Raw genomic sequence first — 24,867 nt, 5'->3', positions numbered from 1 at the left:
TTGCGCCGCCACGGTCCCTCGCTGGGAACGTCGCGCGCAAACGTTCACGCGGCACGCGGCCGGTGCACGAACCTGCGCTAGGCAACGGAAACAGGGATTAGTGTCTCACGGCGTCACGACTGTCGCCGGTAAGGAAAGGTGGCGGAGTGTAACCAACTGCTCACACGGATTCCAGGCCGAAAACGCCCGGGTTTTACGCGAGTGCCATCGCCGCAAATCTTCAGCAGTTCGCCAGATTTCGCAAATGCATAGAAGCCTGGAGGTCTGGGACCCCTGCACCGAAAGGCCGGTTTTGACTCGATTGCTGAATTTGCGGGACCGAGATTAGTGCAGAGACACTACGTTCATTGGGAGCGCATCTTGTGATTCGCCTGTGGCAAAAGGTTGCTGTTGTTCTTGGCGTCGTCGCCAGCACGCAGCACGTTCTGCTAGCACAGCAATCGCAGCAGCGAGCAACTTCCAGCCGTGCGACGCGCGTCGCCATGCAGAGTCTCCCACCAGCCGGCGGCGGATACGAAGAGGTCGTGCCGCGTCCAGTGCAATCGGGCCAGGGAGTGAGCATCGCCGCCCCAGAAGGCGCTTCGCTGACGTTGGATCAGGCCAGCGAGCTCGCCGTACGCAACAATCCCATCCTGGTAAGAGCGCGCGCGCAGATCGATTCCAAGATGGGCATCGCCATCCAGGCAGGCATTCCGCCCAACCCGCGCTATGATACCAACAATCCGCAAGTCTTTGCCGGTGGCCAAAGCCAGTACAACGCGGGCTTCTGTCAGGAAGTGCCGGTCAAGGGAAAGTTGCGTCTAGATCGCGCGGCCGCGATGCAAGACGTCGAACAAGCGCGGATGGGTTACATCCGGCAACGGTTCGAGCTACTAACCGCGGTGCGACAGCAGTTTTATCATATGCTGGCGCAGGAACGCCGCGTCGCGGTGCTCGAACAATTGGTGCAGATCGCCTCGAAATCTCACTCCGCGGCGCAGCAACGAGAGAAGGCCGGGCAAGTTGCCGAGACCGACGTGCTGCTGCTCCTCACCGAGTTGCAACAAGCGCAGATCGCGCTAGAGAACTCGCGCACCATCCTGGCCGGTGCCCGGCGGGCGCTGGCTGCCACGATGGGGATTCCCGCCTTTCCGATTCAAGACGCCCTGGGAGATTTAACAGCCAATTTGCCGAAGTTCGACGAGGAACCGATGCGGCAGTTCATCGCCACGCGCAATGCTGCGGTGGTCGAAGCGCAATTGCAAATTGCCCAGAACCGGTTCCTCTATCAGCGGGCGCGCGTGGAACCATACCCGAATCCCTACGTGGGCCCGGCGATCGCTTTTGGCCCCAGTTCTGGCAGCAACGGCGGCAACGGGGCGCAGTTGTGGATCAACATGCAGATGAATATCCCGGTGTGGAATCTCAACCAGGGCAACATCCGCGCGGCCAACGCCAACATTCGCGATTCGGTGGCCTCGGTGGGCGTCTTGCAGAACGACCTGCTGCGGCAAGCGGCCGAAACGCTGGCCACATATCGCACAGCCCGCGATCGCTCGCTCCGCATCGGCGAGGAGATTCTGCCGACCGCCGAGCGGACCCAGAGGTTAGTGCGAAACGCCTACGACGTCGGCCAGATGGACGTGGCGCCCGTATTGCAAGCCCAGAGGGCCCTCACCCAGGTCAACTTGGACTACATCGAAACGCTGGAAACCGCCTGGATGAGTGCCGCTACCTTGGCTGGGCTTTTGCAAGTCGAGAGCTTCCCCTAACGGCATTGTAACGAAACGAGCGATTCGATCGGTCCCTTTGCCTGTATTCTGGGAAATGAGAACAAACCCTTGGGAATGCCCTCCACGTAGTACAGGGGGTGAGCTATGTGGGAAATAGAGGGCGCCCGGAACGCGCACAAAACTGTCCCAAGCATCGCCGAATGGCAGTTGCTTTCGTGGGACAAGTCGCGGTTGACACTCAACGGAAAATTCAACGATACTTCGATCTAGTTTCCCCTTCTCGTCGCACGTGGCGGCATGACTGCAAGAGTTTCGATTCGAAAAATCGTCCCCTGGGCCGTGGTCGGCATTCTATTGCTGGGCGCAGTGGGGGTGGCGTTTCGCGGCTTCGAGGAGTGGGAAAGCCCCGCGCAAACATTCGATCCGGAGCACGATCCAGGCGCGCTTGTGACGCTGGCCCCCGGTCAGACGGATACCGTGCAGTTCGCTCCGAATGCACTCACTAAGATGGGTTATCGTTTGGCCACAGTCGAGCCGGCTCCCCCGCCTCCGCCGCTAAAGCTACAGGGGCGCGTGGATCTGGATTCCGACTCCTCGGTGCGCATCAAGGCCCGTTTCGCCGGCGGCCGCGTGGTGGAAATTGGCAGATTCGAAGACGGCCCTTCTGATCAGCCAAAGCGCGCGCTGCGCTATGGAGATCATGTTCACAAGGATCAGGTTCTGGCCGTCGTCTGGAGCACCGAGGTCGGTGCGAAGAAGAGCGAGCTGGTCGACGCCTTGTCGAAACTGCACACGACCCAAGACATTCTCAAGCGACTCGAAAGTGCCGAGCAAGGCGCGATTGCCCAACGCGCCATCATCGACGCCAATCGCGATTACCAACAGGCGATGGTGGCGGTAGAGGACGCGCGGCGAACTTTGCTGTCGTGGGGGTTGTTAGAAAAAGATATCGACGTCGTCTATAGCGAGGCCAAGAAGCTGGAGAACCGCAAGCCCCAGGATGCGACCGACGGCGGGAAGGACACCAACGCCGACTTAGCGGTGGAGAAAAGCTGGGCGAATACTGAAGTACGTTCTCCCATCGACGGGCGAATCCTGGAGAAAAACTTCAGTTTAGGGCAACTCGTCGATCCCTCCGACGATTTGTTCAAGATCGCGGATACCAGCCATATCCGCATCCTGGCACGGGTTTACGAGGAGGACCTGCCGACCTTGCGGCACGTGCCGCCCGAGAAGCGTCGTTGGAAAATCGACCTGAAATCCGATCCGTTTGATGAGCCGGTGTCGGGGGCGTTTGAAATCGTGGGCGGTATCATCGATCCGGCCGATCATACAGGCACCATCATGGGTACGTTGGATAACAGTAGCGGCCGCATGAACCTGGGACAGTTCGTGACGGCGGCCATCGACCTCGACGCCGATCCGGCGATGGTCGCGGTGCCGACCAAATCCGTCATCGAAGATGGCAGCTTGGCGGCGATTTTCGTGCAAGACAACTCTCACCCTGACGAGTTCACGCGCCATCTGGTGGCTGTTACCAGTCGGATGCCCAGCAAAGTATGCATCCGTAGCGAGCCCAACGAGGCCGAACGGGCGGCCGGCGCCACGCCCCTCAAATTGGGCGAGCGCGTGCTGGCTTCGGGTGTGATCGAGCTGAACAACGAGCTGGCCCTGCTCAAGGCCGCGCAACCGCATGTCGAGGCGCGCGTGCGCCGCGCCAACGCGGCGGAAGGCGAGGCGACTACGGTGCCGTCGGCCAACTAATGCGTTACACCTTGGTAAGAAACCTTCGATTCTTCCCATCTGACCAGGACGGATCCTGCGTCGTCTGCCCGAGCTGCGTAGAAACATGCGGGGGAAAGTCGCCATATCGATTCATGCCTGAAATCGACCGCCGCTAGTTTGTCGCAGGACCTCAAAAGTCTCCCGCGACCGCGCATTCGACAAAGGTAGAACACGGGCGATGCGCCGAGCAATCATTCATGGTCGCGAAACTCGTCCAATGGGCTCTCCACAGCCCCGTCGTCGTACTGCTTCTCGCCGCGGCTTTGGTCGGGGTCGGCGGGTACGCGTTTACGCACGTCAATGTCGAGGCCTATCCTGACCCGGCCCCCGCGATCGTGGAAGTCGTCGCGCAATATCCCGGTGCGTCGAGCGAAGAGGTCGAGCGGCAGGTAACGATCCCGCTGGAAGTCGCCTTGGCCGGTATCCCCGGCCTGAAGTACACACGCGCGAAATCCATGTTCGGATTGTCGCATCTGCGCAACCAGTTCGAATACGGCGTCGACTACGAGTACGCGCGGCAGCAGGTCATCAATCGCTTGCAATCGGTCGACCTGCCGACGGGAGTGACGCCGCAGATCTCGCCGGCTTCCCCCATTGGCGAAATCGTGCGCTATACGCTTACCAGTCCCAAGGACAGCCACGGGCGGCCGATCTATACCCTCAACGATCTGAAATCACTGCAGGATTGGACGCTGCAGCGCGAGTTCCGTCGCGTGCCGCGGATCGCGGGCGTGGTCAGCTCGGGGGGCGAGGTGAAGCGCTACGAAATCCGGCCTGACCCCGACCGCTTAAAGGAATACGGCATCACGCTCGACCAGCTTCAGGAGGCCGTCGCGAACAGCAATGCCAACGTGGGAGGGGATTACGTTGTGCAGGGAGATGCGATTCAGGTCGTGCGCGGCATCGGCCTGATCGGCGGCGGCGAAGACCCGATGCTGGAAGCCATGCAAATGCCGACGCCCGAAGAGGCCGCCGCCTATCTGCGCGAAGAAGAGAACCGTCGCATCCAAGAAATTCGCCGCATCGTGATCGCCGCCACCAACAATGTGCCGATCCGCGTTGAGCACGTCGTCGAGGGGGGGCCCGTCAAGAGCGGCGGGGCGATGGGGGAGCGTGGTGTGGTCGTGGGGCACCAGACACGGCAGGGCCAACTGGCCATCACGACCCCGGTCTTGGATGAGCACGGCGAGGAAATACTCGACGCGCAGGGAAAGCGTCAATGGGTCGATTCTGCCGATGAGGTGCAAGGAATCATCCTGTTGCGCAAGGGAGAGCAATCCATTCCGGCGCTGGCCGACGTCGAAGCCAAGATCGACGAATTCAATAATACGCCCGGGCGGCTGCTGCCGGGCGTGCAAATCGAGGCGTTCTACGATCGTTCGCGTTTGATCAACGTGACGACCGAGACCGTGCGCGAGAACTTGCTGGTCGGCATGCTGCTGGTGTCGGTAATTCTGCTGATGTTTCTCAGTAACGTGCGGGCGGCCGTGATTGTGGCAATCAATATTCCGCTGGCGTTACTGTTTGCGTTTGCCGTGCTGTTCCTGCGCGGGAAGTCGGCCAATCTATTGTCGATCGGCGCGGTCGATTTCGGCATCATCGTCGATTCGTCGGTGATCATGGTCGAGAATATCTACCGCCGACTGAGTGCCGGCGAGAATGCGAACTTGCCACTTAAAGATCGCATCTTGCGCGCCTCGCGCGAGGTTGAGCGCAGCTTGTTCTTTTCCACGATCATCATGATCTGCGCCATGCTGCCGCTGTTCACGATGACCGGACCCGAGGGGCAAATCTTTGGCCCAATGGCGGATACCTATGCCTTTGCCTTGGGCGGGGCGTTGATTTTGGCTCTGACCGTATCGCCCGTGCTGTGCTCGATATTCTTCACGCGATTGAAGCCGGCTCGTGACAACGTCATGGTCCGTGCGCTAAAGGCATTCACACTAGCCGAGATGGATCTGCTGCTGCGGCATCGCTTTTTGACGATGGGGTTCTTCGGTTTCATCACGGCCGCCACGCTGTGTTACTTGCCATTCCTCGGCCGGGAGTTCATGCCCGAACTGGAAGAGGGCAACATGATCGTCCGCGGCACGTTCCCGGTGAACGTGTCGCTGGCCGAAGCCGTCGACAAGGCGCACCTGGCTCGCCAGATCATGACCAAATATCCCGAGGTGCGGCTCGCCACCTCGCAAATCGGCCGCCCCGACGATGGCACCGATCCGACGGGCTATTACAACGTGGAATGCTTCGTGCCGCTAATGCCGCCCGATGAATGGAAGGCGCCCGAGGGTCAATCGCGACCCCGCACGAAAGAAGAGCTGATCCGCGACATGAACCAAGAGTTGTCGCGCAATCTGATCGGCATCAATTGGGATTTTTCGCAGATGATCCGCGACAATGTCATGGAATCCCTGTCGGGGGTCAAAGGGGAGAATTCGGTCAAGATCATCGGACCGCAACTGGACGAGCTAGAGCGTCTGGCTGGCGAGTTCAACAATGTATTGGCAAACGTGCCCGGAGTTGTCGACCCCGGAGTCTTCCACATTCGTGGTCAATCGAACCTGGCGTTTCCTGTGGACCGCGAAAAGTGCGCCATGTGGGGCGTCAGCGTGGCCGACGTTGAAGACGTGATTCAAACCGCCGTGGGCGGTAAGCCTTTTACGAACATGATCGAAGGGGAGCGCTCGTTCGACGTCACGCTGCGCTGGCCCAAGGACCTGCGGCAAACCGAAGAGGAGATCCTGGATATTCCCGTGGATGTTGTCAAAAACAACATTCCCGGGGAAGCCGAGTCGGCCAGTTCGCAAACATTGTCGGCCTCTGGCACCAGCGTGCAACGACCGAACGTGACAGGCAGCAACTATAGCGCCACCGGTGGCAGCGTGAGCCGCGTACCGCGACGTCGCCTGAAGGACCTGGTAACCCCGGTTGACATTCACGGCGTGCCGGATCCTCATGGTGTTTTCGTTCGGCCTGGCGCCGCGATCATTTCCCGCGAGCAAGGCAGCCGCCTGATCGCCGTGAAATTTGGCGTCCGCGGCCGCGACCTGGCTAGCACCGTGGCCGAGGCACAAGCCAAAACGGCCACACTCCTCAAACCGCCCTATAGGGCAGTATGGAGTGGCGAGTTTCAACAGATGCAAGAAGCCGAGCATCGCATGGCGATCATCGTCGGCTTGGCCATGGTGCTGATCATGATCATGCTTTATCTGGCGTTTCGCTCCTTGCTCGACGCGATCGTCGTGCTGGCGAACGTCGCCGTGATGTCGATGGGCGGCGTGTGGACGTTGTGGCTCACGGGCTTGAACTTCAACGTCTCGGCCGCTGTCGGGTTCGTCTCCATCCTGGGCGTGGCGGTGATGAATGGATTGCTCCTCGTGTCCTCGTTCAACGCGCTGCGCGCCAGTGGTGTTCCACTGCACGCTGCAATACGGACCGGCTCGGAAAATCGCATTCGTCCTTTGACGATGACTGCTCTGACGGCCATCCTGGGCCTGTTGCCGGCAGCCGTGTCGACGAAGATTGGGGCGCAATCACAACGTCCCCTTGCCATCGTGGTCGTAGGTGGCATGGTCACGACGCTGCTGATGTTCAATTTGATTCCGGTACTCTACAGCTTCTACGGCAGCCGCGAGCCCGTCGAAGGGGCCGACCACCTGGCCGAGTAAACGCGGATAGCCAGCGTGCAGCGGTCGCGCGATTAACGGCGCTCGCCCACGAGCGAGTTGCTGAAGAGCAATCCTGCCACCAGCGCGATTCCTAGCAGGAACATATCGAAGGCGTCGGCTACTCCCAACATTGCCGTGTCCTGGCTCAACAGACATTCCAGGCTGCGCGCTCCCACCGAGCCAGGCACTAGCAGAGCAATGCCCGGAACGATCAGCAGCTCCGCAGCCCGGCGGCTGTAACGCGCATAAAGATTACCGACCACGCCGAGCATGGCGGCCGCCAGGAATGGGCCGGCCAGGTGGCCGATGTAGGCCGTCCCCAACCGCGTCCCCACCAACGCCAATGTCGAAGCACCGAGAATCAGCCACACATCGCTGAACCGCGCGCGGAATCGCAACGTCGAACCGACCGCCACGACCAATAGCGCCGGCAGAATGAACCATTCCTGCAGGTGTACTGCCTCGACGCTGTGGACTTTCGGCCACATCTCGGCGGCCGAGTAGCCGACAATCGATCCGAATGTCAGCGCCAGGAAGACCACTCCCACGCCCGCCAGGCGGCTGGCGCCGGCAGTGAGTTGGCCGTTGGCCAGCTCTTCGAGCGAGTCCACCAAAGCGATGCCCGGCAGCAACACGATCAATCCGGCGGCCAAGGGAATCCAGCCGCCATAGGCGCCTAAAATTTCATCGGCCGATCCGGCGATAAAGGCCGCGGCCGCAGCGGCCACCAGCTCGAAGGGGCGCCCGCTGCGCCCGAACCGAGCCATGATGGCCGCGATAAGTCCGACGGTCAGCCCGACGCACGTCGAAACGATCAGTTCAGTCCAACCCCCGCCAAAGAAAATGGAAAACGGCGCAGCGCTCAAGACATAGTACGAGGCCGTTGTCAGACTGCTGCGCGGCTTCTCTTCCTGCGCGATCTGGTCGAGGTGCGCCTTGGCGGCCAACGGCGCGAGCGATCCATCCACCAAACGATCGGCCACCGACATCAGACGCGACAACCGATCGAGCGCCACGGGCCCGGGGTTGATTCGCAGCACGAACGTGACAGGCCCTTGCTCACGATGAAACGACAGGAACTGCCCCGTCGGCACGACGAACACTTCCAGCGGGACGTGGAATCGTTCCGCGACGCGCACCAGAGTTCGCTCGACCTTATGTGCCGGTTGCCCCACCTGATGCAGCGCGCGACCGAGCGCCACCACGATCTGCGTTACCTCGTTCAGCTTGGCATCGGGTGAGAACGCTTCGGCGATCGCCGAATCGTAGAGGCTCGGCACGTCGATAGGTCGCCGTTTTTTCATCGATCGTTCAGAGGGTGACTGGGACGGCTTGGCCGAGGCCTACAAGTCTACAAGCGCGAATCCGTCTCGGGCGCCGGAACTGTCGGCAGAATCGGCACGCCGCACAGCAATGCGGGCCTTAGGTCCGTTCTGCGCCGCCGGAAATCAGTGCGGCCACATTGGCCAGAATGCGCGGCAGACGCAGGCCGCCGGGCGAGGCCAGGTACTTCGGTTCCCACTGCGGGCCAAACTTTTCCTTGTATTGCCGAAGTCCCTGGAAGTTGTAGAAGTGCTCGCCATGGCGAAACACGAGAGTCCCGACGCGATTCCATAGCGGAGCCAGCGGCCCCACGTCCAGGCCCGACAACGGCGCCATTCCCAGATTGAACCATTCGTAGCCGGCCGACCGACCCCACAGCATCAACTCGATGAATAAATAATCCATCACGCCAGCCGGAGCAGTCGGCCGATGGCGCATCAGGTCGGCCGACAGTTCATGTTTTTCAGCGCCGGGCAAGGCGTTGGCAAAGCCGACGATCCGCTGCTCGTGCCGCACGATCGCCAACGGAAAGCGCCGCAGATATTCCGGTTGAAAGAATCCCAGCGAGAACCCTTTCTCATGCGCATGCCGCGTCGACAGCCACTCGTGGGAAATCTCGGCCAGCTCCTGCATGATCCCGTCGGACGCGCCCGGCGGCACGACCTCGAACGTGCAGCCGGCGTTCTCGGCCTTGTGCAGCGCTTGCCGCAGCCAGCGGTGCTGACTCCCCTCGACGCCGAAGGTTGCCAGCGGCACGCGTGCCTCTTCCCCTAGCTTCAACAGCGACAGGCCAAGGTCCAGATACATGGGCAAGTAGCCGGCCGAAACCTGATAGAAGACGGGCCAACCGGCGTGCCGATCGCAGAGCTCATTGAACCGCCAAGCCAACTCATTGGCCTCGGCCAGCGGACCGACGGGATCTCCCAGCGATACCCAACTGGCTCCCTCGACCGAGTACATCAGCAGGGCCGACCGCTCGTTGTTGAACAGTAGCGACTTGTCCCCCAGCAACGACAAGTAGGCCGTAGTGCGCGGCGAAGCCTCGGCGATGCGCGCCGCCGCGGTCAGTTCGTCCTCGTCCGGCAAGTGCGTCTGCGGATCGGCTGGACGCAACAGCCGAGCCACGCCCGCCGCCAACAGCACCGCCGCCGCACCCACCGTAGCGCGCAGGGCGCCCGGCGCATCGTGTTCCAATGCGAATTGCCACCACAGCGAATGTGAGTACTCGACGTGCTTGTGCGAAAAGATCGCCAGCCAGGCGGTGCCCAACAGCACCAGCACGATCGAAGTGAGCCAGCCGGGCGTAAATGTCTCGTGCAAGAGCGAGGCACGGCGATCGAAGTATTTCCGCGACGGCACGAGCGCCACCAGCACGAGGGTGAGGATCACCGCCTCTTCGACATTGAATCCTCGCACCAGCGATACGACGATGCCCGCGGTCAACAGCGCCACGGCCAGATGGTAGGCCGCATCGAGCCTCTCCAGCAGCCCACGCGCCAAGAGCAGCAGGCCCATGCCGGCGATGCTGCCGACAAAGTGCGAAAATTCCATAACCGGCAGCGGAACGAAATCCGCAACCCAGTGCCAGCGGGAAACGCTGCGCGGCAGCGCGCCGTAGACGAGCATCACGGTGCCGCCGGCAAACGTCGTGCAGGCCAGCACGCGCGGCACGATGGCCGGCCCCCAGCGCCCGAACAACGCAGCAAAACGGGTTACCGATTGCCAGCGCTGGAATCCCTCGTGACCGGCCAATAGTCCGGCCGCCAGTCCCAGCGGCAAGAAGTAATAAACGGCGCGATACACGACCATCGAACCCATCAGGGCCGCGCGGTTTTCCGGTCCCAGGGTGATCATCAAGACGGCCTCGACAACGCCCAACCCGCCGGGCACATGGCTGGCGATGCCCGCCACCTGCGCCGTGAGAAAGATTCCCAGGAACTGCGGAAAGCTCGTGGCCAGTCCCGCGGGCAGTAGCATGTACAGCACGCCCGAGGCCGCAACAAGGTCGGCCGAGGCCACGAACATTTGCATCAACGTGAAACCGGGGGGCGGCAGAACCAGATCCCAACCGCGCACCGCGATCGGCCGGCGCCACAGCGCGCTCGTCGCCAAATAAAGCCCGACGAAGGCCAGCAAGCCGACGCCGATCGGAAAAACCGTGGGAAACGGCAGCTTCACCATCTCGGGCAGAGGCAACGGATCGAACACGAAGACCGCGCCGCCGAGCGTGCAGAATCCCAACACAAAGGTCAGCGTGCAGATGCCGATGATCTTGACAATCTCGATCGCCGACAACCCGAAGGCCGAATACAGCCGATACCGCATGGTGGTACCGCCGAGAATCGCGCCAAAGTTGTAGCTGGAGACGTAACTGACGAACGAGGCCAGCGCAATCCGCGCGTACGGCAACGAGCGATCGATGTAATGCACAGCCAGCCAGTCGTAACCGGTCAACAACGTGTAACTAGTAGCCGTTAGCGCGAGCGCGGCAAACAGCTGACTCCAAGAGAGCAACGACAAGCTTTGCTCGATATCGCGTAAACGATAATCGCGCAGCTCGCGATGCAGCACGTAGACGGCCGCCACGAATACGCACAGCACGGCCAACGATCCCGCCGCGCCCAATGCGCGCTGCCGCCACGAAGAGGACGCGTGCGGAGCCGAACGTAAATTGGACTTCATCCCCCCGCTCCCGCGCGATGCGGCGCGGCGTCCGTCGCTACGTTGCGGATCAGCAGCGGGCAGACCGCCAGCGCTCCGAACACTATCAGCATCTGGCCGGGTGAATAGGTCAGCCACACAAGCTCTGTCGAGTAGGGCAGATTACCGCGGAACAGCCCCACGGCGAGCAGCATATCACTAACAAAGAATAGTGCAGTCCCGACGGCCAAGGGGCGAAATTGACGATTCTGCGCTGCCAATCCGGTGGCCAGCCCTGCGGTCGACGCCAGTAATAGCGAGTACGGCAGCGCGGGCCAGACCAGATCGCGGGTTTTCTCGCTGGCCCCGACGTAGACGATCCCATACCAACCCAGCGTGGCAACCACCAGCCACGCCGCGAGGCAACCGTACTTCACCGCGCGATTGTTTAACTTGGCATGCGTTGCGGCATTCACGCAAGCCACGATATAGGCCACGTGGCCCAGGCCGAAACAGATCATGCCGCCCAGCACGGGGTCTCCTAAGGGCGCCATAAAATTCAGCAACTCGGCGTTGTAAAAATCGCCCCACGTGCCAAGCGTCATACCCAGCGCGATAAGTGCACTGAATCTGCCGGCATCGGAACCGCGCCACCAAGAAAAACCGACCCAGGCCGCGGCCACCAGCGCCAACGATGCGCCCATGCGTCCCCAGGTCGCTGGGAGCGTGGCGTGCCCTCCGCCGAGATTCCCCCACAGCATGGCAAGCGCCAAACACACGGCCCACGCCAACCACAACCCGCGTGCCAGGCGTGGCAACGGTGTGCGGTCGAGCGCATCCGCCCGGCCTGCCGAAGCGCCGGGCGCCTCGGCCGCGGACCGCGGGCGAGCTACGGGGTTGGTCACAATGAAAAACTCTCCAGAAGGATGCCTGTGTTTGTACTCGATGAGCGTCGCTTATCACACCCCCGCCCGGCTTTGGCCGGTCGCGCCGATCGCTGCGGTGGTCAGGCAAAAATGCCCGCATTCCGCTCGTGCAAGCGCCCGCTGACCGTAAGGCGGGGGACCGCCTGCCGGATGTGTTGCGCGCGGGCAGAGATCGTTAGGCGCGGGACTCCATCATGAGCAGCAGCAAGGCCATCGCGGCGCCTGCCGCGGCCGAGAGGACTGCCAGCGCCAGGGCCAGCTTCCAGGTGCCGGGCAAATCGGTCTCGCCCGAACGTGCCCGGCGCAGAAACGGCAAGTGCAACCAGGCGGACAGTAGATTAACGACCACTCCCAGCAAAATCAGCAGGATGCCGAACCACAGCGAGATATGCACGGGGGGAGGAGTGGCATGTCGCGCGGCCAGTTCTTCCAAGAACAAGCCGAATCGCGCCAGCACAAATCCGAAACCCATTAGCGCCAGTCCGGTGCGGATCCAGATCAAAAGCGTCGTTTCCATTCCCATTCGCAAACGGGAATCGACGCGATTGGGATCTTCCCCTGTAGCAGCGCCCAAATGGCCAGACCTCTTGCTCATGCCGGTTCCTCCCTGGCTTTCGACAGCGCTTTCTGATGGGTTTCTCGCCAAGCAGCCATCGGTTGATGCCACACAACGGCTTTGGCCCTGGTTTTCGCCCGCGGTTCATCCCGGGCGCGCTCGTTGGAACGATTCCAGGCCACGTGTGACCGTGACGACCTGTGGCGGGATGATGTTCAGCGATTTCGGCTGCCGGAGTATAACAACTGTCAGACGTTATCACTGCGAGACTCTTATCTACCGACGTTCTGCTGCTGCCCCGTGGCCGGCGAGCGTGTCGATACTTCAGGTACCAGCATACATGTCCACCGCAAAGCGGGACGCCGGAGACCCTACCGCAAAGTCTGGCAAAGGCACATCAACATCGAAGCCCGGGCAAGACACGGCCAGCACGCCTGCGCCCACGGCGCCGACTGGCGCAACGCGTGACGCGCCTGCGGGCGCCAGCACTGCGGCCGCACCGCCCGTTGTCGAGCATCGCTCGCCGATTCGTTTTGTGCTGCCAGCGCTCTTGATCGCCGCGGCGGCCGGCGGTGGCTACGCGTGGTATCGCTTCGAGTACTCCGTCGGCGACAGTTCGCACCTGGTCATTCAGGGGAACATCGACGTACGGCAAGTGAACCTGGCCTTCAAGGTGGACGGGCGGATCGCTTCGCTGGCCGTCGACGAGGGCGACACCGTCACCGCGGAACAAGTGATTGCGACACTCGACAAGAAGTATTTCGAGGATGACTTGCAGCGTGTTCAAGCACGCCGCGCTAGCGCCGCGGCCGCACTGGCCCGCTTGGAAAACGGCTCGCGTCCGGAGGAGATCTCGTCGGCCAAAGCCCAAGTGGCCGAACAACACGCCACGGTCGCCCGCGCCCAACAGGATTTCGATCGCGCCGAGCGGCTGGTGAATTCGGGCGCGGTGAGCCGCGAGACATTCGACCAGACAAAGTCCGCCTTGGCCGAGGCGCAAGCCCGGCTGAAGTACGCCGAAGAAACCGAACGCATGGCCGTGATCGGCCCGCGGCAAGAAGACATCGATGCAGGCAAAGCGCAATTGGCCGATGCCGAAGCGGCCGTCGTCCAATCCGAGCGCCGGCTGTCGGACAGCGAGCTGTTCGCACCCAGCGACGGAATCATCCTGACCCGAGCCCGCGAAAAAGGGGCCATCGTGGCGGCAGGCGAGACGGTGTTCACGCTGACGCTCGCCTCGCCGGTTTGGGTGCGCACGTATGTCAACGAGCGTGACCTCGGACGCATTCGGCCTGGCATGCTGGCCGAAGTGCGCACCGACACGGCGCCAGACAAGCCCTATCAGGGTCGGATCGGATTCATCTCGCCCACGGCCGAGTTCACTCCCAAGACAGTCGAGACGCGCGAGCTGCGGACGAATCTGGTCTATCGCTTGCGGGTGGTCGTCGATAATCCCAACAGCGGCCTGCGGCAGGGAATGCCGGTCAGCGTGACATTGAATCTCGACGGGCGGGAATGAGCCATGGCCGACGAACCATTGGCTCTGGTCGACGGTGTCTGTAAGCAATTTAGCGGCGGCGCACCGCCGGCGATCGCCGATCTTACGTTGCGCATCGAACCTGGCCAGGTCACCGGCCTGATCGGCCCCGATGGGGCCGGCAAGACCACGCTGTTGCGATTGCTGGCCGGATTGTTGTTGCCGACCAAGGGGCGCGTCCTGGTGCGCGGCTACGACACGGCCAAGAACCTGGCCCCCATCCGGCAATCGCTCAGTTACATGCCGCAACGTTTCGGGCTGTACGAGGATTTGACGGTTCAGGAAAACCTCGACCTGTACGCCGACTTGCGGGGCGTGACCGGCGCCGACCGCCGCCAGTCCTACGAGCGATTGCTCTCGTTCACCGCCCTGGGTCCATTCACCAAACGCCTGGCGGGCAAGCTTTCCGGCGGCATGAAGCAAAAGCTGGGGCTGGCTTGCTGCCTGATTCAGGCGCCGCAGTTGCTTTTGCTCGACGAGCCTAGCGTGGGGGTCGATCCGATCTCGCGGCGCGAGCTTTGGCAGATGGTGTACGACCTGGTGGACCAAGGCATCGGCGTCGTGTGGAGCACGGCCTATCTGGACGAAGCCGAACGCTGCGCCGAAGTGCTACTGATGAACGAAGGGAGGGCCGTCTACCAGGGACCTCCCAAGGAACTGACCACCAGCGTCACCGGGCGCACGTTTCTTGTGCAGGATCTCGGCACGCAGAGACGCAAGGCGCTAGCGCAAGTCATCAAGCAGTCCGATGTCGTCGACGGCGTGATCCAAGGGAGCAGTGTACGCGTGGTGATGGCCCACGATGGCGAGCTGCCTGACGTGGCCGCGCTGGGAGTCGCCTCGGCTAAAGTCGTGGCCACGCCGCCGCGCTTCGAAGACGCCTTTGTCGATCTGTTGGGGGGCGGGCCCAAGGGAGAGCCCGAGCCGGTGGTCGTTTCGAAAACGAATCACGGTTCGTCGACTCCGATCGTTGTCGAGGCGCAGTCGCTCACTAAGCGATTTGGCGACTTCACGGCCGCAGACCAAATCTCGTTTCGCATCGAGCGCGGCGAGATCTTCGGACTGCTGGGGCCGAACGGGGCCGGCAAATCGACCACGTTCAAAATGATGTGCGGCTTGCTGCGCCCCACTGCTGGAATTGCCCGCGTGGCTGGCTTCGATCTTTATCGGGCTGGCGGACTGGCGCGCCGGCGATTGGGCTACATGGCGCAAAAGTTCTCGTTGTACGGCGACCTGAGCGTGCGGCAGAACCTGCACTTTTTTGCCGGTGTCTACGGACTTGCCGGGCGAGACAGAACCGCCGCCACGGATCGGGTGATTCACTCTTTCGGCCTGGCCCCTTACCTGGAACAAAACGCAGGCGCCATTCCGCTGGGCTTCAAACAACGCCTGGCGCTGGCCTGTGCCCTGATGCACGATCCGGCCGTGTTGTTTCTCGATGAACCGACGTCCGGGGTCGATCCGTTGACGCGGCGCGAGTTTTGGGGGCACATCAACGCCATGGTCGAGCATGGCGTGACCGTGATGGTGACGACTCACTTTCTGGACGAGGCCGAATACTGCGATCGCATCGGCCTGGTGTACCAGGGGCACATCATCGCCGAAGGTTCGCCCGACGCGTTGAAAGAATCGGTTCATCGCCCCGACGGCGAGGAGCCCACGCTCGAAGATGCGTTCATCTTGCTCGTCGAGCAGTACGACCAGCGGCGGGAGGCCTCATGAAGAACGCCGTCACGGGCCCCGCGGCCTGGTTGCGACGTGTATCGGGACTGGTGCGCAAGGAGTCGCTGCAGATCCGACGGGATTGGAGCAGTTATCTGATCGCCGGGCTGCTGCCGCTGCTCTTGCTGTTCGTATTCGGCTACGGCGTGACGCTCGATCTGCGGCGCGTGCCGGTGGCCGTGGTGATCGAGCAATCAACGCCCGAGGTTGACAGCCTGTTGGCCTCGTTCCACAACTCTCCCTACTTCACCGTGATCCGCGCGCATCATCGGGCCGAGGTCGAAGACGACCTGGTGGCTGGCCGGATCAAGGGTGTAATCGTGCTGGCGGCCGATTTCAGCGACCGGCTGGGGCGCGGCGAATCGGCGCCGATCCAAGTCATCGTCGATGGGGCCGATCCCAACACGGCCGGTCTGGTGCTGAACTACGTCGAAGGCGTGTGGGCCAACTGGATCGGCCAAGAGGCCATCGCCGGCTCGGCCATGACGTCGCCGCGCAGAATGCCCGCCATCGTCGGGATCGAGGCGCGTTATTGGTTCAATCCCGACATACGAAGTCAGAACTTTCTGATCCCGGGATCGATCGCGATCATCATGACGCTGATCGGCACGCTGCTTACGGCGCTGGTCGTGGCCCGCGAGTGGGAACGCGGCACGATCGAGGCGCTGATGGCCACACCCGTCGGACGATCCGAATTTCTGATCGGCAAGTTGTTGCCCTATTTCTTGCTGGGCATGGGGGCCATGGTGCTGTCGGTGACGGCGGCGGTGTATATCTTTGGCGTGCCATTCCGCGGCTCGATCGGCGCGCTCTTGATCGTCTCGACCGCGTTTTTATCCGCGATGCTGCCGCTGGGCCTGTTGATCTCGACGCTTACCAAAAATCAGTTTGCCGCCAGCCAGGCCGCGCTGGTGATGGGCTTTTTGCCGGCCTTTGAGCTGTCTGGGTTTATTTTTGAGATCGACGCCATGCCCTGGCCGATCCGTTGGTTCACCTACCTGCTGCCGCCGCGCTACTTCGTGGCCAGCTTGCAGACATTATTTCTGGCCGGCGACGTGATGTCGGTGCTGGTGCCAGGCACGTTGGCGCTCGTGCTGATGAGCACTGTATTGCTCGCGCTGTTGGTGCGCATTACTCGTATGAGATTGGAATAGCCGCTATGTGGCATCGCATCAGCACGCTGATCGTGAAAGAATTTCTCGCCGTTTGGCGAGATCCGAAAAGCCGCGCGATCCTGATCGTGCCGCCGCTCATCGAGCTGTTGGTATTCTCCTTTGCGGCGACGCAAGAAGTGAAAGACGTGCGGATCGCGATCCTGAATCGCGATCTCGGCACCAGCGCCCGCGACCTGGTGGCGCTGTTCGAAGGCTCGCCAAACTTCTCTTCGATCCAGTTTTTGGATGACGAAAGTCAGATTGCCGGCGCCATCGACTCGCGCTTTGCGCTGATGGTGCTGTCGATTCAGTCGGACTTCTCGCGCGAGCTGGCCGCGGGCCGCCCGACAGACGTGCAGCTATTGCTCGACGGCCGGCGCTCGAACGCCGCGCAGATTGTGGAAGGCTATGCGACCGTGATCATTACCCGCTTCAACGAAGAACTGCTAGCGGCCCGCCGTGGGGCGGTACCGCCGATGACGGTGATCGCCAGCCGCTTGTGGTTCAATCCGAATCAGACCGTCACCTGGAACACGGTCCCCAGCCTGGTCGCGATACTGACCACCGTGATGGGGCTGCTGGTGACCGCGCTATCGGTCGCCCGCGAGCGCGAGCTCGGCACGTTCGAACAATTGCTGGTCTCGCCGCTGGGGCCGCTAGAGATCATCATCGGCAAGACGGTGCCGGCCCTGTTCTTGGGTATGGCCCAAGCCAGCGTGATGATTCTGGCCGGCGTGGTAGTATTTCGCGTCCCGTTCGAGGGATCGCTGTTGCTACTCTACGGCAGCATGGTGGTCTATCTGTTCGCCGTGATTGGGGTGGGGTTGTTCGTTTCGTCGGTGGCCAAGACCCAGCAGCAGGCCATCCTGGGAGCGTTTGTTTTCATGGTACCGGCCATGTCGCTATCGGGCTTCGCCAGCCCGGTCGAAAACATGCCCGACTGGCTGCAATACGCGACGCTGTGCAACCCGATCCGCTATTACGTGCTAATCGTCAAGGGAATATTCCTCAAAGACCTGCCGGCCTCGGTGGTCTTCGCCAACATCTGGCCGATGGCCCTGATTGGCATGGTCACATTGTCTAGCGCGGGCTGGTTATTTCGTCATCGCATGGAATGATCGCCGGTCCTGTATACAATGCTCTGCGCATCGGCCGGCACTGGTCGCCGCACGACTCTACGCCGAGGGTTGGGTAGAGCGCGGCGATACGGCGCCGCCAGGCGTTCTGTGCAGAAGCCAAGGAGCCACCGCCATGAGTTCGCAGCAGCGCGAAAGTACCGATCCGCATGCACCCGCGGGCGCTTCGCATGAAGGGGCGCACGCGCCTGCGGCCGTGGTCATGCCGCCGGCGGCGGTCGACCATGCGGCCCCCGCGGCGGCTCCGCACGGCAAGTCGCGGCGTCCGCTGTATCTGGCGATCGCCGGCGTCGTGCTGTTGCTGGGAGGTTACCGATTTGCGCCGCTGGTCGTCCGCGCCTTCAACACCGTCTCGACGGACGATGCCTACGTGAACGGCCACGTCACCACGGTTGCTGCCCGTGTGCCGGGCCAGGTCCTGGTGGTAAAAGTCGACGACAACAACCGAGTGCGCAAGGGAGACATTCTCGTGCAGCTCGATAAGGAGCCGTACGAAGTTCAGCTGGCGATCAAGAAAACTGCCTTGGAAAGCGCGCAGACCGACCTGGTAGCCACGCAGGATCGTTTGCGGGGCATCGCGGCGCAAGCGCGCAGCAACCGGTTCAAGCTCGAACACGCTATGGAGGACGTGAGGAACCAATTGGCGCTACTGAAGAGCAACGTCGCGCAGCTCGAAGCCGAAAAAGCCAGTCTCGTCTTGGCTGAGCAAGACTACGGCCGCGGCGAGGCCTTGGTCGGCAAGGGCGCCATCAGCCGGCAACAGTTCGACCAATACAAAGCCGCGCGCGACGTGGCCAGCAGCCGCGTGCAAAGCGCCGAGCAAACCATTCAACAGACACGCGCCAGCCTGGGCCTGCCGATCAATCGCGAGAATCCCCTGGACGCCCCGCCGAATCTGGATCAGACCTTTTCTACCGTGCGCCAGGCGCTGGCCGACTTGCTGGTGAGCGCAGCGCCCTTGGGCATTACGCCCACCACGTACAGTGCGTCCCCCAAGGAAGTCATCGACGAGTTCTACAAGCGCGATCCCGAGGGCAATGTGGATCGAATTTTTGCCAAGCTCGTGGAAGAGGCGGCCCCGATCAAGCAAGCGCAGTCCAAGGTTCACGAGGCCCAGGCGGCCCTCTCGCAAGCCGAGCTGAATCTGCGTTATTGCGACGTCTTTGCCGAAATCGACGGCGTCATCACCCGCCGCAACGTGAACCCGGGCAACCAGGTGCAGGCCGGCCAGGCGTTGATGGCCATTCGCTCGCTGACAGATATCTGGATCGACGCCAATTTCAAAGAGACGCAACTGGCCGAGCTGCGCATCGGCCAGCCGGTCGACGTCGAAGTGGACATGTATGGCAGCCGCCACCATTTCCGCGGGCGGATCACTGGCTTCACGATGGGAACCGGATCGACCCTGGCTCTGTTGCCACCGCAGAATGCGACGGGCAACTTTGTCAAAGTCGTGCAGCGATTGCCGGTGCGCATCGATCTGGAGGATTACGACGCAGAGAATCAAACCCTGTTCGTGGGTCTGTCGGTCATCCCCTACGTGTATTACAAGAAACCGGCCGAGGGCCCCAATGCCGGCAAACGGTTGCAAGAAGTCTTGCCCACCGAAAAGAGTTCTTGACCCCGGAAGCCGGACATGAGCACCACTGTCGCCGCCACGAGCATGGCCGGGCGCCCCGCGATCAATCCTTGGGTTGTGGCCGCGGCGGTGGTCGTGCCCACGTTCATGGAGGTGCTGGACACGACGATCGCCAATGTGGCGCTGCGATATATCGCCGGCGGCCTGTCGGCGGCGGTGATCGATAGCGAGTGGGTGATCACCAGCTACCTGGCGGCCAACGCGATCATCCTGCCGATCTCGGGATGGCTGGCCGCTCATTTCGGACGTCGCAATTACTTTTTGCTGTCGATCGCGGTCTTTACGATTGCCTCGGGCTTGTGCGGCATGGCCACCAGCCTGGAACAATTGATCCTGTTTCGCGTGATCCAGGGTTTGGCCGGCGGCGGCTTGCAGCCCTGCACGCAGGGGGTTCTGCTCGATACATTCCCGGCCGAGAAGCAGGGCGCGGCCATGACCGTATTCGCCATCGCGGGGCTAGTCGCGCCGATCCTGGGGCCGTCGCTCGGCGGCTGGATCACCGACCATTACTCGTGGCGATGGATCTTTTACATCAACGTGCCGATGGGGGCAGTGGCGTTTGTGGCCTCGTATTTCCTGCTAGAAGATCCCGAGTATCTCAAGCGCGAGCGGATCGAATTGCGCGCGCGGCCGCTCAATTTCGACGTCATTGGACTGATGCTGCTGGTCGTGGTGATGGTGTCTTGGGAAATCGGGCTCAGCAAGGGGCAGCAATGGGACTGGCTGGGCGATCCCTTTGGACGCGTGCAAACCTTGACCACGCTCTTCGTCCTTGCGCTAGCCGGGCTGATCTTTTGGGAATTGCGCATCCCGAATCCGGTCGTTAATCTGCGACCGCTGGGCGAGCGCAATTTTGCCGTCTCGTGCATTATTCTGTTCTGCGCCTTTGGCGTGCTGTATGCCGTCAGCACGTCGCTGCCCGGATTGTTGCAATCGCTGTTCGGCTACGACGCCACTAGCTCGGGCCTGGTGATGTCTCCGTCGGGTGTGGCCTCGGTGACGCTGCTCCCCATCGTGGGCATTTTGCTGGGGCGCGGAGTCGATGCGCGGTGGATGATCGTGGTGGGGCTGTTCGTGATGGGAGTCGGCTGTTATTGGATGGCGCAGATGAATTTGGGCATCAGCCCGTTGCAAGTGGTCTGGCCGCGCGTGGTAACGGTGGCCGGATTGTCGATGATCTTCGCGCCGCTCAATGTGGCGGCCTACATGTATACGCCCAAGGAGTTGCGCGGGGCGGCCGTCGGCCTGGCCAGCCTGCTGCGCAACGAAGGGGGGAGCGTCGGCACCTCGCTGGCGCAAACGATTCACGAACGCCGCGACCAGTTTCACACGCTACGGCTGGGTGAATCGATCGATCCCCTGAACCCGAACGTGAATTCTTACTTAGAGCAGATGCAGGGATTCTTCTACGGCCTAACCGGGGACGCCGCGACGGCGCAGGACATGGCGCTCGAGTCGCTCTCGGGTCTGCGCGAGCAGCAGTCGTCTTCGCTCGCCTACTTCGACGTCTTCTGGGTGGCCGCCGTACTGGCCGTGGTGCTGATGCTGCTGGTCGCGCTCATGAAGCGCTCGGTGGCTGAAAAGGGTGCGCATCTGGCCGCCGAGTGACGCTCGGCTTGGCAGGCAGCCTTTTCAAATCAAACCAGCCCGAGTAACGATCGCCGCCGAAATTGGCGCGGAACTCTTGTTTGGTAATCCAACCCTTCCACTCGTACTCGGCACCGTCGATGTTCGCCGTGCCGTGCAAAGCATTCACTGGCCCCGTGAAGGTCACGGTGTAGTCCATCGGCACACCTTGCCAAACGCCGTAAAAACGGCCGCGCCAGGCGTTGTTCAAAAGCGGAGTCACGATACAGGTCATTTCGCCGTCGAGCTTGCGATTCGTCGTTTTCCAAGGTCCGTGATACACGTACTCCTCCGCCCACGAAACGGCGGGAAACGCGGCAAGCACCGCGACGATAAGCAGGATTCTCATGGCAGACTTCCAGGCGAAGGCGACGCTAACGAAGGCCATGCATACGGCATGCCAGGGTCGCACAAAATGACGTTGTCGATGGCGGGTGATTCGTCCGATTTGCTTGGTATAAGCGTCCTGTGGCAATGGACTCGCAGCGCCGTGATGTCGATCTCCCGCTGGCATACAATAAAGCCTGCCGACTCGCGCCGAGTAGAGGTTTCGCTTGCCGATACGGTGTTCTCAAAATGCGATGTGATCAATGTGACTGCGACCTTCATGGCGAAAGCCCCTCGTACGACACGACGAGCGAACAAATCGGCACGACATCGGTGATGGGAGCATACACAAAGACTCGAGCAGTGTGGCTTTGCCCCAAGTGTGCTGCTCGCCGCCGCGGCACTAGAACGGCGTTCTGGCTTCTTGTTTTCGCCATTATTGCGGGAATTATTCTGATCGGCGTCATTGTTCCGAGATGAGCGCCCTCGGTCGACGCGAATTGAATCACTTTCTAGGGCCGCTCTCAGTCGCTGTAGCAACTCGCTTGTCGAACCCGCCTCGCCAGCCAGGTATTATATTTCCAATGTCTACCATCCCGCGCACCACCCGCCGCCGTTTTCAATTTTCCTTGGGGTCGACGTTTGTCCTGATGACTCTCGTCGCGATGTGGCTTGCATGGGAGTTGAGCTTTATTCGCCAGCGACAAGTCTGGATTCGCGATCACGAGAGTTGGTTGGTGGCAGGGCCTCGGACTGTGCCGGAGGCCAGCATCCCTTGGTGGCGCGGGCTACTAGGCGATGAGGCGGTCCCATCGATATTAGTTGGCGTAGAAACACCAGCCGAAGAACGCAACCATGTACAGAAGTTGTTTCCAGAGGCAGTGACATGGAGTGCGACGCCGGTGATGTCGGGAACGGGCTCCTACTTATCCTTTCCCGATCAAACGACGACTGATGGCCTTCCGACTGGAAACGAACAGAAGCCCTCGGACAAGACCGACTACGCGCCGCCGCTACCGCCGTTGCTAAAACAAAGTGGGTCTGAGGACGTATATATATTTCAAGCGCCGCCGGCAGCCGCCCCATGAGTGCTCGGCATGACGGTCGGTTGTCGCATTGGCATTCTTGTGCGTAAACAATTGCCCACGGAATTTCGCCCGCATACGTTGAGGGCCTGCCGGCCCGCACTATTCGTCAATCTCTGCGCAGCTTCCGCGCCGTCGTGTTGCTAGCACAACCGCAGCAATCGTTAAGGTAGGGCCAGTTTGGCGGTCCTGGCGAGGCGGGGCAGTTACTTCATGCAGCCTTTGCCGCGTTGCCGAATATTGCTGACAGATGCGCGTGTACCGGGTTTAGGGGCAATCCGGACACGGTCTCACCGCGTCCGCTGCTGAGGCGACCGCCCCTCTGTTGCCTCAGACGACCGCCACCTTGCCCGCCTTCGGTAGCCTCCACCATGTTCTCCGCCACCACGCACGGCCCGACGGCGCGCCGCCCGAGCCGCCTGGTCCAGACACGGACCCCGCCTCGGCGGACGCGGCGCGCGCGGCGACGTGCGCCGGGGTTGAGCCTGCTGTTGCTGTGCCTTTGTGTGGCGTGCGGTTGCACGAGTCTGCGCCAATGGTGCCGCAATGGTTGGAAAGTCGGGCCGAACTATGTGCGCCCGGCGGCCCCGGTCGCGCCTACTTGGGTCGATAGTGCCAACCCGCGCGTGATCAGCGAGCCGGCCGCCGACTGCGCCTGGTGGACCGTCTTCAACGATCCGGTGCTGAATGGTCTGGTCGATGCGGCCCGCGCGCAGAATCTCGACCTGCGCGCCGCGGGGACGCGCATCCTGGAAGCCCGGGCGCAGCGCGGCATCGCCGTCGGCAATTTGTTCCCCCAGAAGCAAACCGCGTTGGGCTCGTATACCCATGGCCAGATCTCGAAGAATCTGCAGCTGCCGTTTCCGCAGAACTTTAGCTTCTACACGAGCGGCTTCAACGCTTCTTGGGAGCTCGACGTGTGGGGCCGCTACCGGCGCATCATCGAAGGCTCGACGGCCGACGTAGATGCCGCCATCGAAGGCTACGGCGAGACGTTGGTGATGATGCTGTCGGACGTCGCCACGGCCTACGTGCAGATGCGCACCTTCGAGCAGCGGTTGGCATACGCCCGCAGGAACGTCGATATCCAGCGCGGTTCGACGCAGCTGGCCGAGCAGCGTTTCACTAACGGCGCCGCCACCGAATTGGATGTCCGCCAGGCGCGCTCGAACTTGGCACAGACCGAAGCCCTCATTCCTTCGCTCGTGGCCGGCCGGCGGCAGGCCGCCAATCAACTTTGCATATTGATGGGCATGCCGGTCACGGATCTGGCCGAAGGGCTGACCCCGGCTCCGATCCCCCGTGCGCCGGCGGAAGTCGCCATCGGCATTCCGGCCGATCTGCTGCGCCGCCGCCCCGATGTGCGGCGGGCCGAACGCGAGGTCGCCGCGCAGAGCGCGCAAATCGGCGTCGCCCAGGCGGATCTTTACCCGCGTCTGGCGCTGAACGGATTCTTGGGTTATGCGGCGGACAACTTCCGAGACATGTTCCGCGCCGACAGCTTCACGTCGTTCATTATTCCGTCGTTGCAATGGAATGTGTTGAACTACGGGCGGATCGTGAACAACATCACCACGCAAGACGCACGACTGCAGCGCGAAGCGCTCGAATATCAACAGGCCGCGCTGCGCGCCGGACGCGAGGTCGAAGACGCGCTGATCGGTTTCCTGCAGGCCCAACTGGCCGCGGTCAGCTATGGGCAGAGCGTGGTCGAAGCGCAGCGCGCCGTCGAGCTGGTGCTGCTGCAATTCGAAGGGGGCGTGACCGATTTCAATCGCGTGTTCAATGCGCAAACGACCCTGGTCCAACAGCAAGATCAGTTGGCCCAGGCGCAGGGGGATATTGCTCTGCGGCTGATCGATGTTTATCGGTCGCTGGGTGGCGGCTGGCGCTATTTCATGGGGGGCGAGATGCCGCAGGTGCAAGGACAAGACCCCACGCAGCCCGCCGCTCCGGCCGAAATCGTACCAGCCCCCGCGGCCGACGCGGACGAAAAGAAGAAATGATGAATGCGAAATGATGAATGATGAA

The 24,867-nt window shown here is 61.9% G+C and carries 15 protein-coding genes; 10 read left to right on the top strand and 5 right to left on the bottom strand.

Annotation, left to right across the window (positions count from 1 at the left end):
- Positions 1-362 precede the first annotated feature (362 nt).
- The 3 genes from VGG64_30200 to VGG64_30190 all read left to right on the top strand — a co-directional run bounded on the left by VGG64_30200 (position 363) and on the right by VGG64_30190 (position 7,165).
- Positions 363-1,751, top strand: coding sequence for a TolC family protein (locus VGG64_30200; protein ID HEY1603912.1), 1,389 nt, complete (start codon positions 363-365; stop codon positions 1,749-1,751).
- Positions 1,752-2,009: 258 nt separating this feature from the next.
- Positions 2,010-3,476 carry an efflux RND transporter periplasmic adaptor subunit gene (locus VGG64_30195; GenBank protein ID HEY1603911.1) on the top strand — a complete coding sequence of 489 codons (1,467 nt, stop codon included), beginning with the start codon at positions 2,010-2,012 and terminating at the stop codon, positions 3,474-3,476.
- Between the two features lie 218 nt (positions 3,477-3,694).
- Positions 3,695-7,165 carry an efflux RND transporter permease subunit gene (locus VGG64_30190; GenBank protein ID HEY1603910.1) on the top strand — a complete coding sequence of 1,157 codons (3,471 nt, stop codon included), beginning with the start codon at positions 3,695-3,697 and terminating at the stop codon, positions 7,163-7,165.
- Between the two features lie 32 nt (positions 7,166-7,197).
- Here VGG64_30190 and VGG64_30185 read toward each other — a convergent pair whose 3' ends face one another.
- The 4 genes from VGG64_30185 to VGG64_30170 form a co-directional block, all read right to left on the bottom strand.
- Positions 7,198-8,469 (bottom strand): threonine/serine exporter family protein, encoded by a 1,272-nt coding sequence (locus VGG64_30185; protein HEY1603909.1) that lies wholly within the window; start codon positions 8,467-8,469, stop codon positions 7,198-7,200.
- 118 nt (positions 8,470-8,587) lie between these two features.
- Positions 8,588-11,170, bottom strand: a complete 2,583-nt coding sequence (gene mprF / locus VGG64_30180) for a bifunctional lysylphosphatidylglycerol flippase/synthetase MprF (GenBank protein ID HEY1603908.1) — start codon at positions 11,168-11,170, stop codon at positions 8,588-8,590.
- Positions 11,167-12,033: a lysoplasmalogenase gene (locus tag VGG64_30175; GenBank protein HEY1603907.1), complete on the bottom strand. Its 867-nt coding sequence runs from the start codon at positions 12,031-12,033 to the stop codon at positions 11,167-11,169. Before VGG64_30175 ends, mprF begins: the two co-directional genes overlap by 4 nt.
- A gap of 196 nt (positions 12,034-12,229) precedes the next feature.
- Positions 12,230-12,649: a DUF202 domain-containing protein gene (locus VGG64_30170; GenBank protein HEY1603906.1), complete on the bottom strand. Its 420-nt coding sequence runs from the start codon at positions 12,647-12,649 to the stop codon at positions 12,230-12,232.
- Between the two features lie 301 nt (positions 12,650-12,950).
- On the opposite strand from VGG64_30170, the gene hlyD reads away from it, so the two are divergent.
- The 6 genes from hlyD to VGG64_30140 all read left to right on the top strand — a co-directional run bounded on the left by hlyD (position 12,951) and on the right by VGG64_30140 (position 21,406).
- The gene (gene hlyD / locus VGG64_30165) at positions 12,951-14,129 is read left to right on the top strand and encodes a secretion protein HlyD (GenBank protein HEY1603905.1); all 1,179 of its coding nucleotides are present in this window, start codon (positions 12,951-12,953) and stop codon (positions 14,127-14,129) included.
- 3 nt (positions 14,130-14,132) lie between these two features.
- Entirely contained in the window at positions 14,133-15,869 is a 1,737-nt protein-coding gene (locus tag VGG64_30160) for an ATP-binding cassette domain-containing protein (protein ID HEY1603904.1), read from the top strand.
- Complete coding sequence (locus VGG64_30155; GenBank protein HEY1603903.1) at positions 15,866-17,023, top strand: ABC transporter permease; 1,158 nt, start codon at positions 15,866-15,868, stop codon at positions 17,021-17,023. Before VGG64_30160 ends, VGG64_30155 begins: the two co-directional genes overlap by 4 nt.
- A gap of 5 nt (positions 17,024-17,028) precedes the next feature.
- Positions 17,029-18,141 carry an ABC transporter permease gene (locus VGG64_30150; GenBank protein HEY1603902.1) on the top strand — a complete coding sequence of 371 codons (1,113 nt, stop codon included), beginning with the start codon at positions 17,029-17,031 and terminating at the stop codon, positions 18,139-18,141.
- Positions 18,142-18,274: 133 nt separating this feature from the next.
- Positions 18,275-19,780 (top strand): HlyD family secretion protein, encoded by a 1,506-nt coding sequence (locus VGG64_30145; protein ID HEY1603901.1) that lies wholly within the window; start codon positions 18,275-18,277, stop codon positions 19,778-19,780.
- Between the two features lie 15 nt (positions 19,781-19,795).
- Entirely contained in the window at positions 19,796-21,406 is a 1,611-nt protein-coding gene (locus VGG64_30140; GenBank protein HEY1603900.1) for a DHA2 family efflux MFS transporter permease subunit, read from the top strand.
- Here the strand turns inward: VGG64_30140 and VGG64_30135 are convergent.
- The gene (locus VGG64_30135) at positions 21,357-21,773 is read right to left on the bottom strand and encodes a hypothetical protein (protein HEY1603899.1); all 417 of its coding nucleotides are present in this window, start codon (positions 21,771-21,773) and stop codon (positions 21,357-21,359) included. The two genes, VGG64_30140 and VGG64_30135, sit on opposite strands and share 50 nt — an antisense overlap.
- A 1,434-nt stretch (positions 21,774-23,207) precedes the next feature.
- Here VGG64_30135 and VGG64_30130 point away from each other — a divergent pair.
- A complete protein-coding gene (locus VGG64_30130; GenBank protein ID HEY1603898.1) occupies positions 23,208-24,842 on the top strand; it encodes a TolC family protein in 1,635 nt (544 codons plus the stop codon).
- Positions 24,843-24,867: the final 25 nt, after the last annotated feature.

The sequence above is a fragment of the Pirellulales bacterium genome, from assembly GCA_036490175.1.
Classification (GTDB): domain Bacteria; phylum Planctomycetota; class Planctomycetia; order Pirellulales; family JACPPG01; genus JACPPG01.
Note: the sequence above shows the minus strand (reverse complement) of the source record. Positions and strands in the feature narration are given on the sequence as shown.

What these genes read in the sequence shown, in the direction of transcription:
- hlyD (HEY1603905.1), top strand. Translation starts at nt 12,951, where the DNA reads ATGTCCACCGCAAAGCGGGACGCCGGAGACCCTACCGCAAAGTCTGGC.
- mprF (HEY1603908.1), bottom strand. Translation starts at nt 11,170, where the DNA reads ATGAAGTCCAATTTACGTTCGGCTCCGCACGCGTCCTCTTCGTGGCGG.
- VGG64_30170 (HEY1603906.1), bottom strand. Translation starts at nt 12,649, where the DNA reads ATGAGCAAGAGGTCTGGCCATTTGGGCGCTGCTACAGGGGAAGATCCC.
- VGG64_30190 (HEY1603910.1), top strand. Translation starts at nt 3,695, where the DNA reads ATGGTCGCGAAACTCGTCCAATGGGCTCTCCACAGCCCCGTCGTCGTA.
- VGG64_30195 (HEY1603911.1), top strand. Translation starts at nt 2,010, where the DNA reads ATGACTGCAAGAGTTTCGATTCGAAAAATCGTCCCCTGGGCCGTGGTC.
- VGG64_30130 (HEY1603898.1), top strand. Translation starts at nt 23,208, where the DNA reads ATGTTCTCCGCCACCACGCACGGCCCGACGGCGCGCCGCCCGAGCCGC.
- VGG64_30140 (HEY1603900.1), top strand. Translation starts at nt 19,796, where the DNA reads ATGAGCACCACTGTCGCCGCCACGAGCATGGCCGGGCGCCCCGCGATC.
- VGG64_30135 (HEY1603899.1), bottom strand. Translation starts at nt 21,773, where the DNA reads ATGAGAATCCTGCTTATCGTCGCGGTGCTTGCCGCGTTTCCCGCCGTT.
- VGG64_30160 (HEY1603904.1), top strand. Translation starts at nt 14,133, where the DNA reads ATGGCCGACGAACCATTGGCTCTGGTCGACGGTGTCTGTAAGCAATTT.
- VGG64_30185 (HEY1603909.1), bottom strand. Translation starts at nt 8,469, where the DNA reads ATGAAAAAACGGCGACCTATCGACGTGCCGAGCCTCTACGATTCGGCG.
- VGG64_30145 (HEY1603901.1), top strand. Translation starts at nt 18,275, where the DNA reads ATGAGTTCGCAGCAGCGCGAAAGTACCGATCCGCATGCACCCGCGGGC.
- VGG64_30155 (HEY1603903.1), top strand. Translation starts at nt 15,866, where the DNA reads ATGAAGAACGCCGTCACGGGCCCCGCGGCCTGGTTGCGACGTGTATCG.
- VGG64_30150 (HEY1603902.1), top strand. Translation starts at nt 17,029, where the DNA reads ATGTGGCATCGCATCAGCACGCTGATCGTGAAAGAATTTCTCGCCGTT.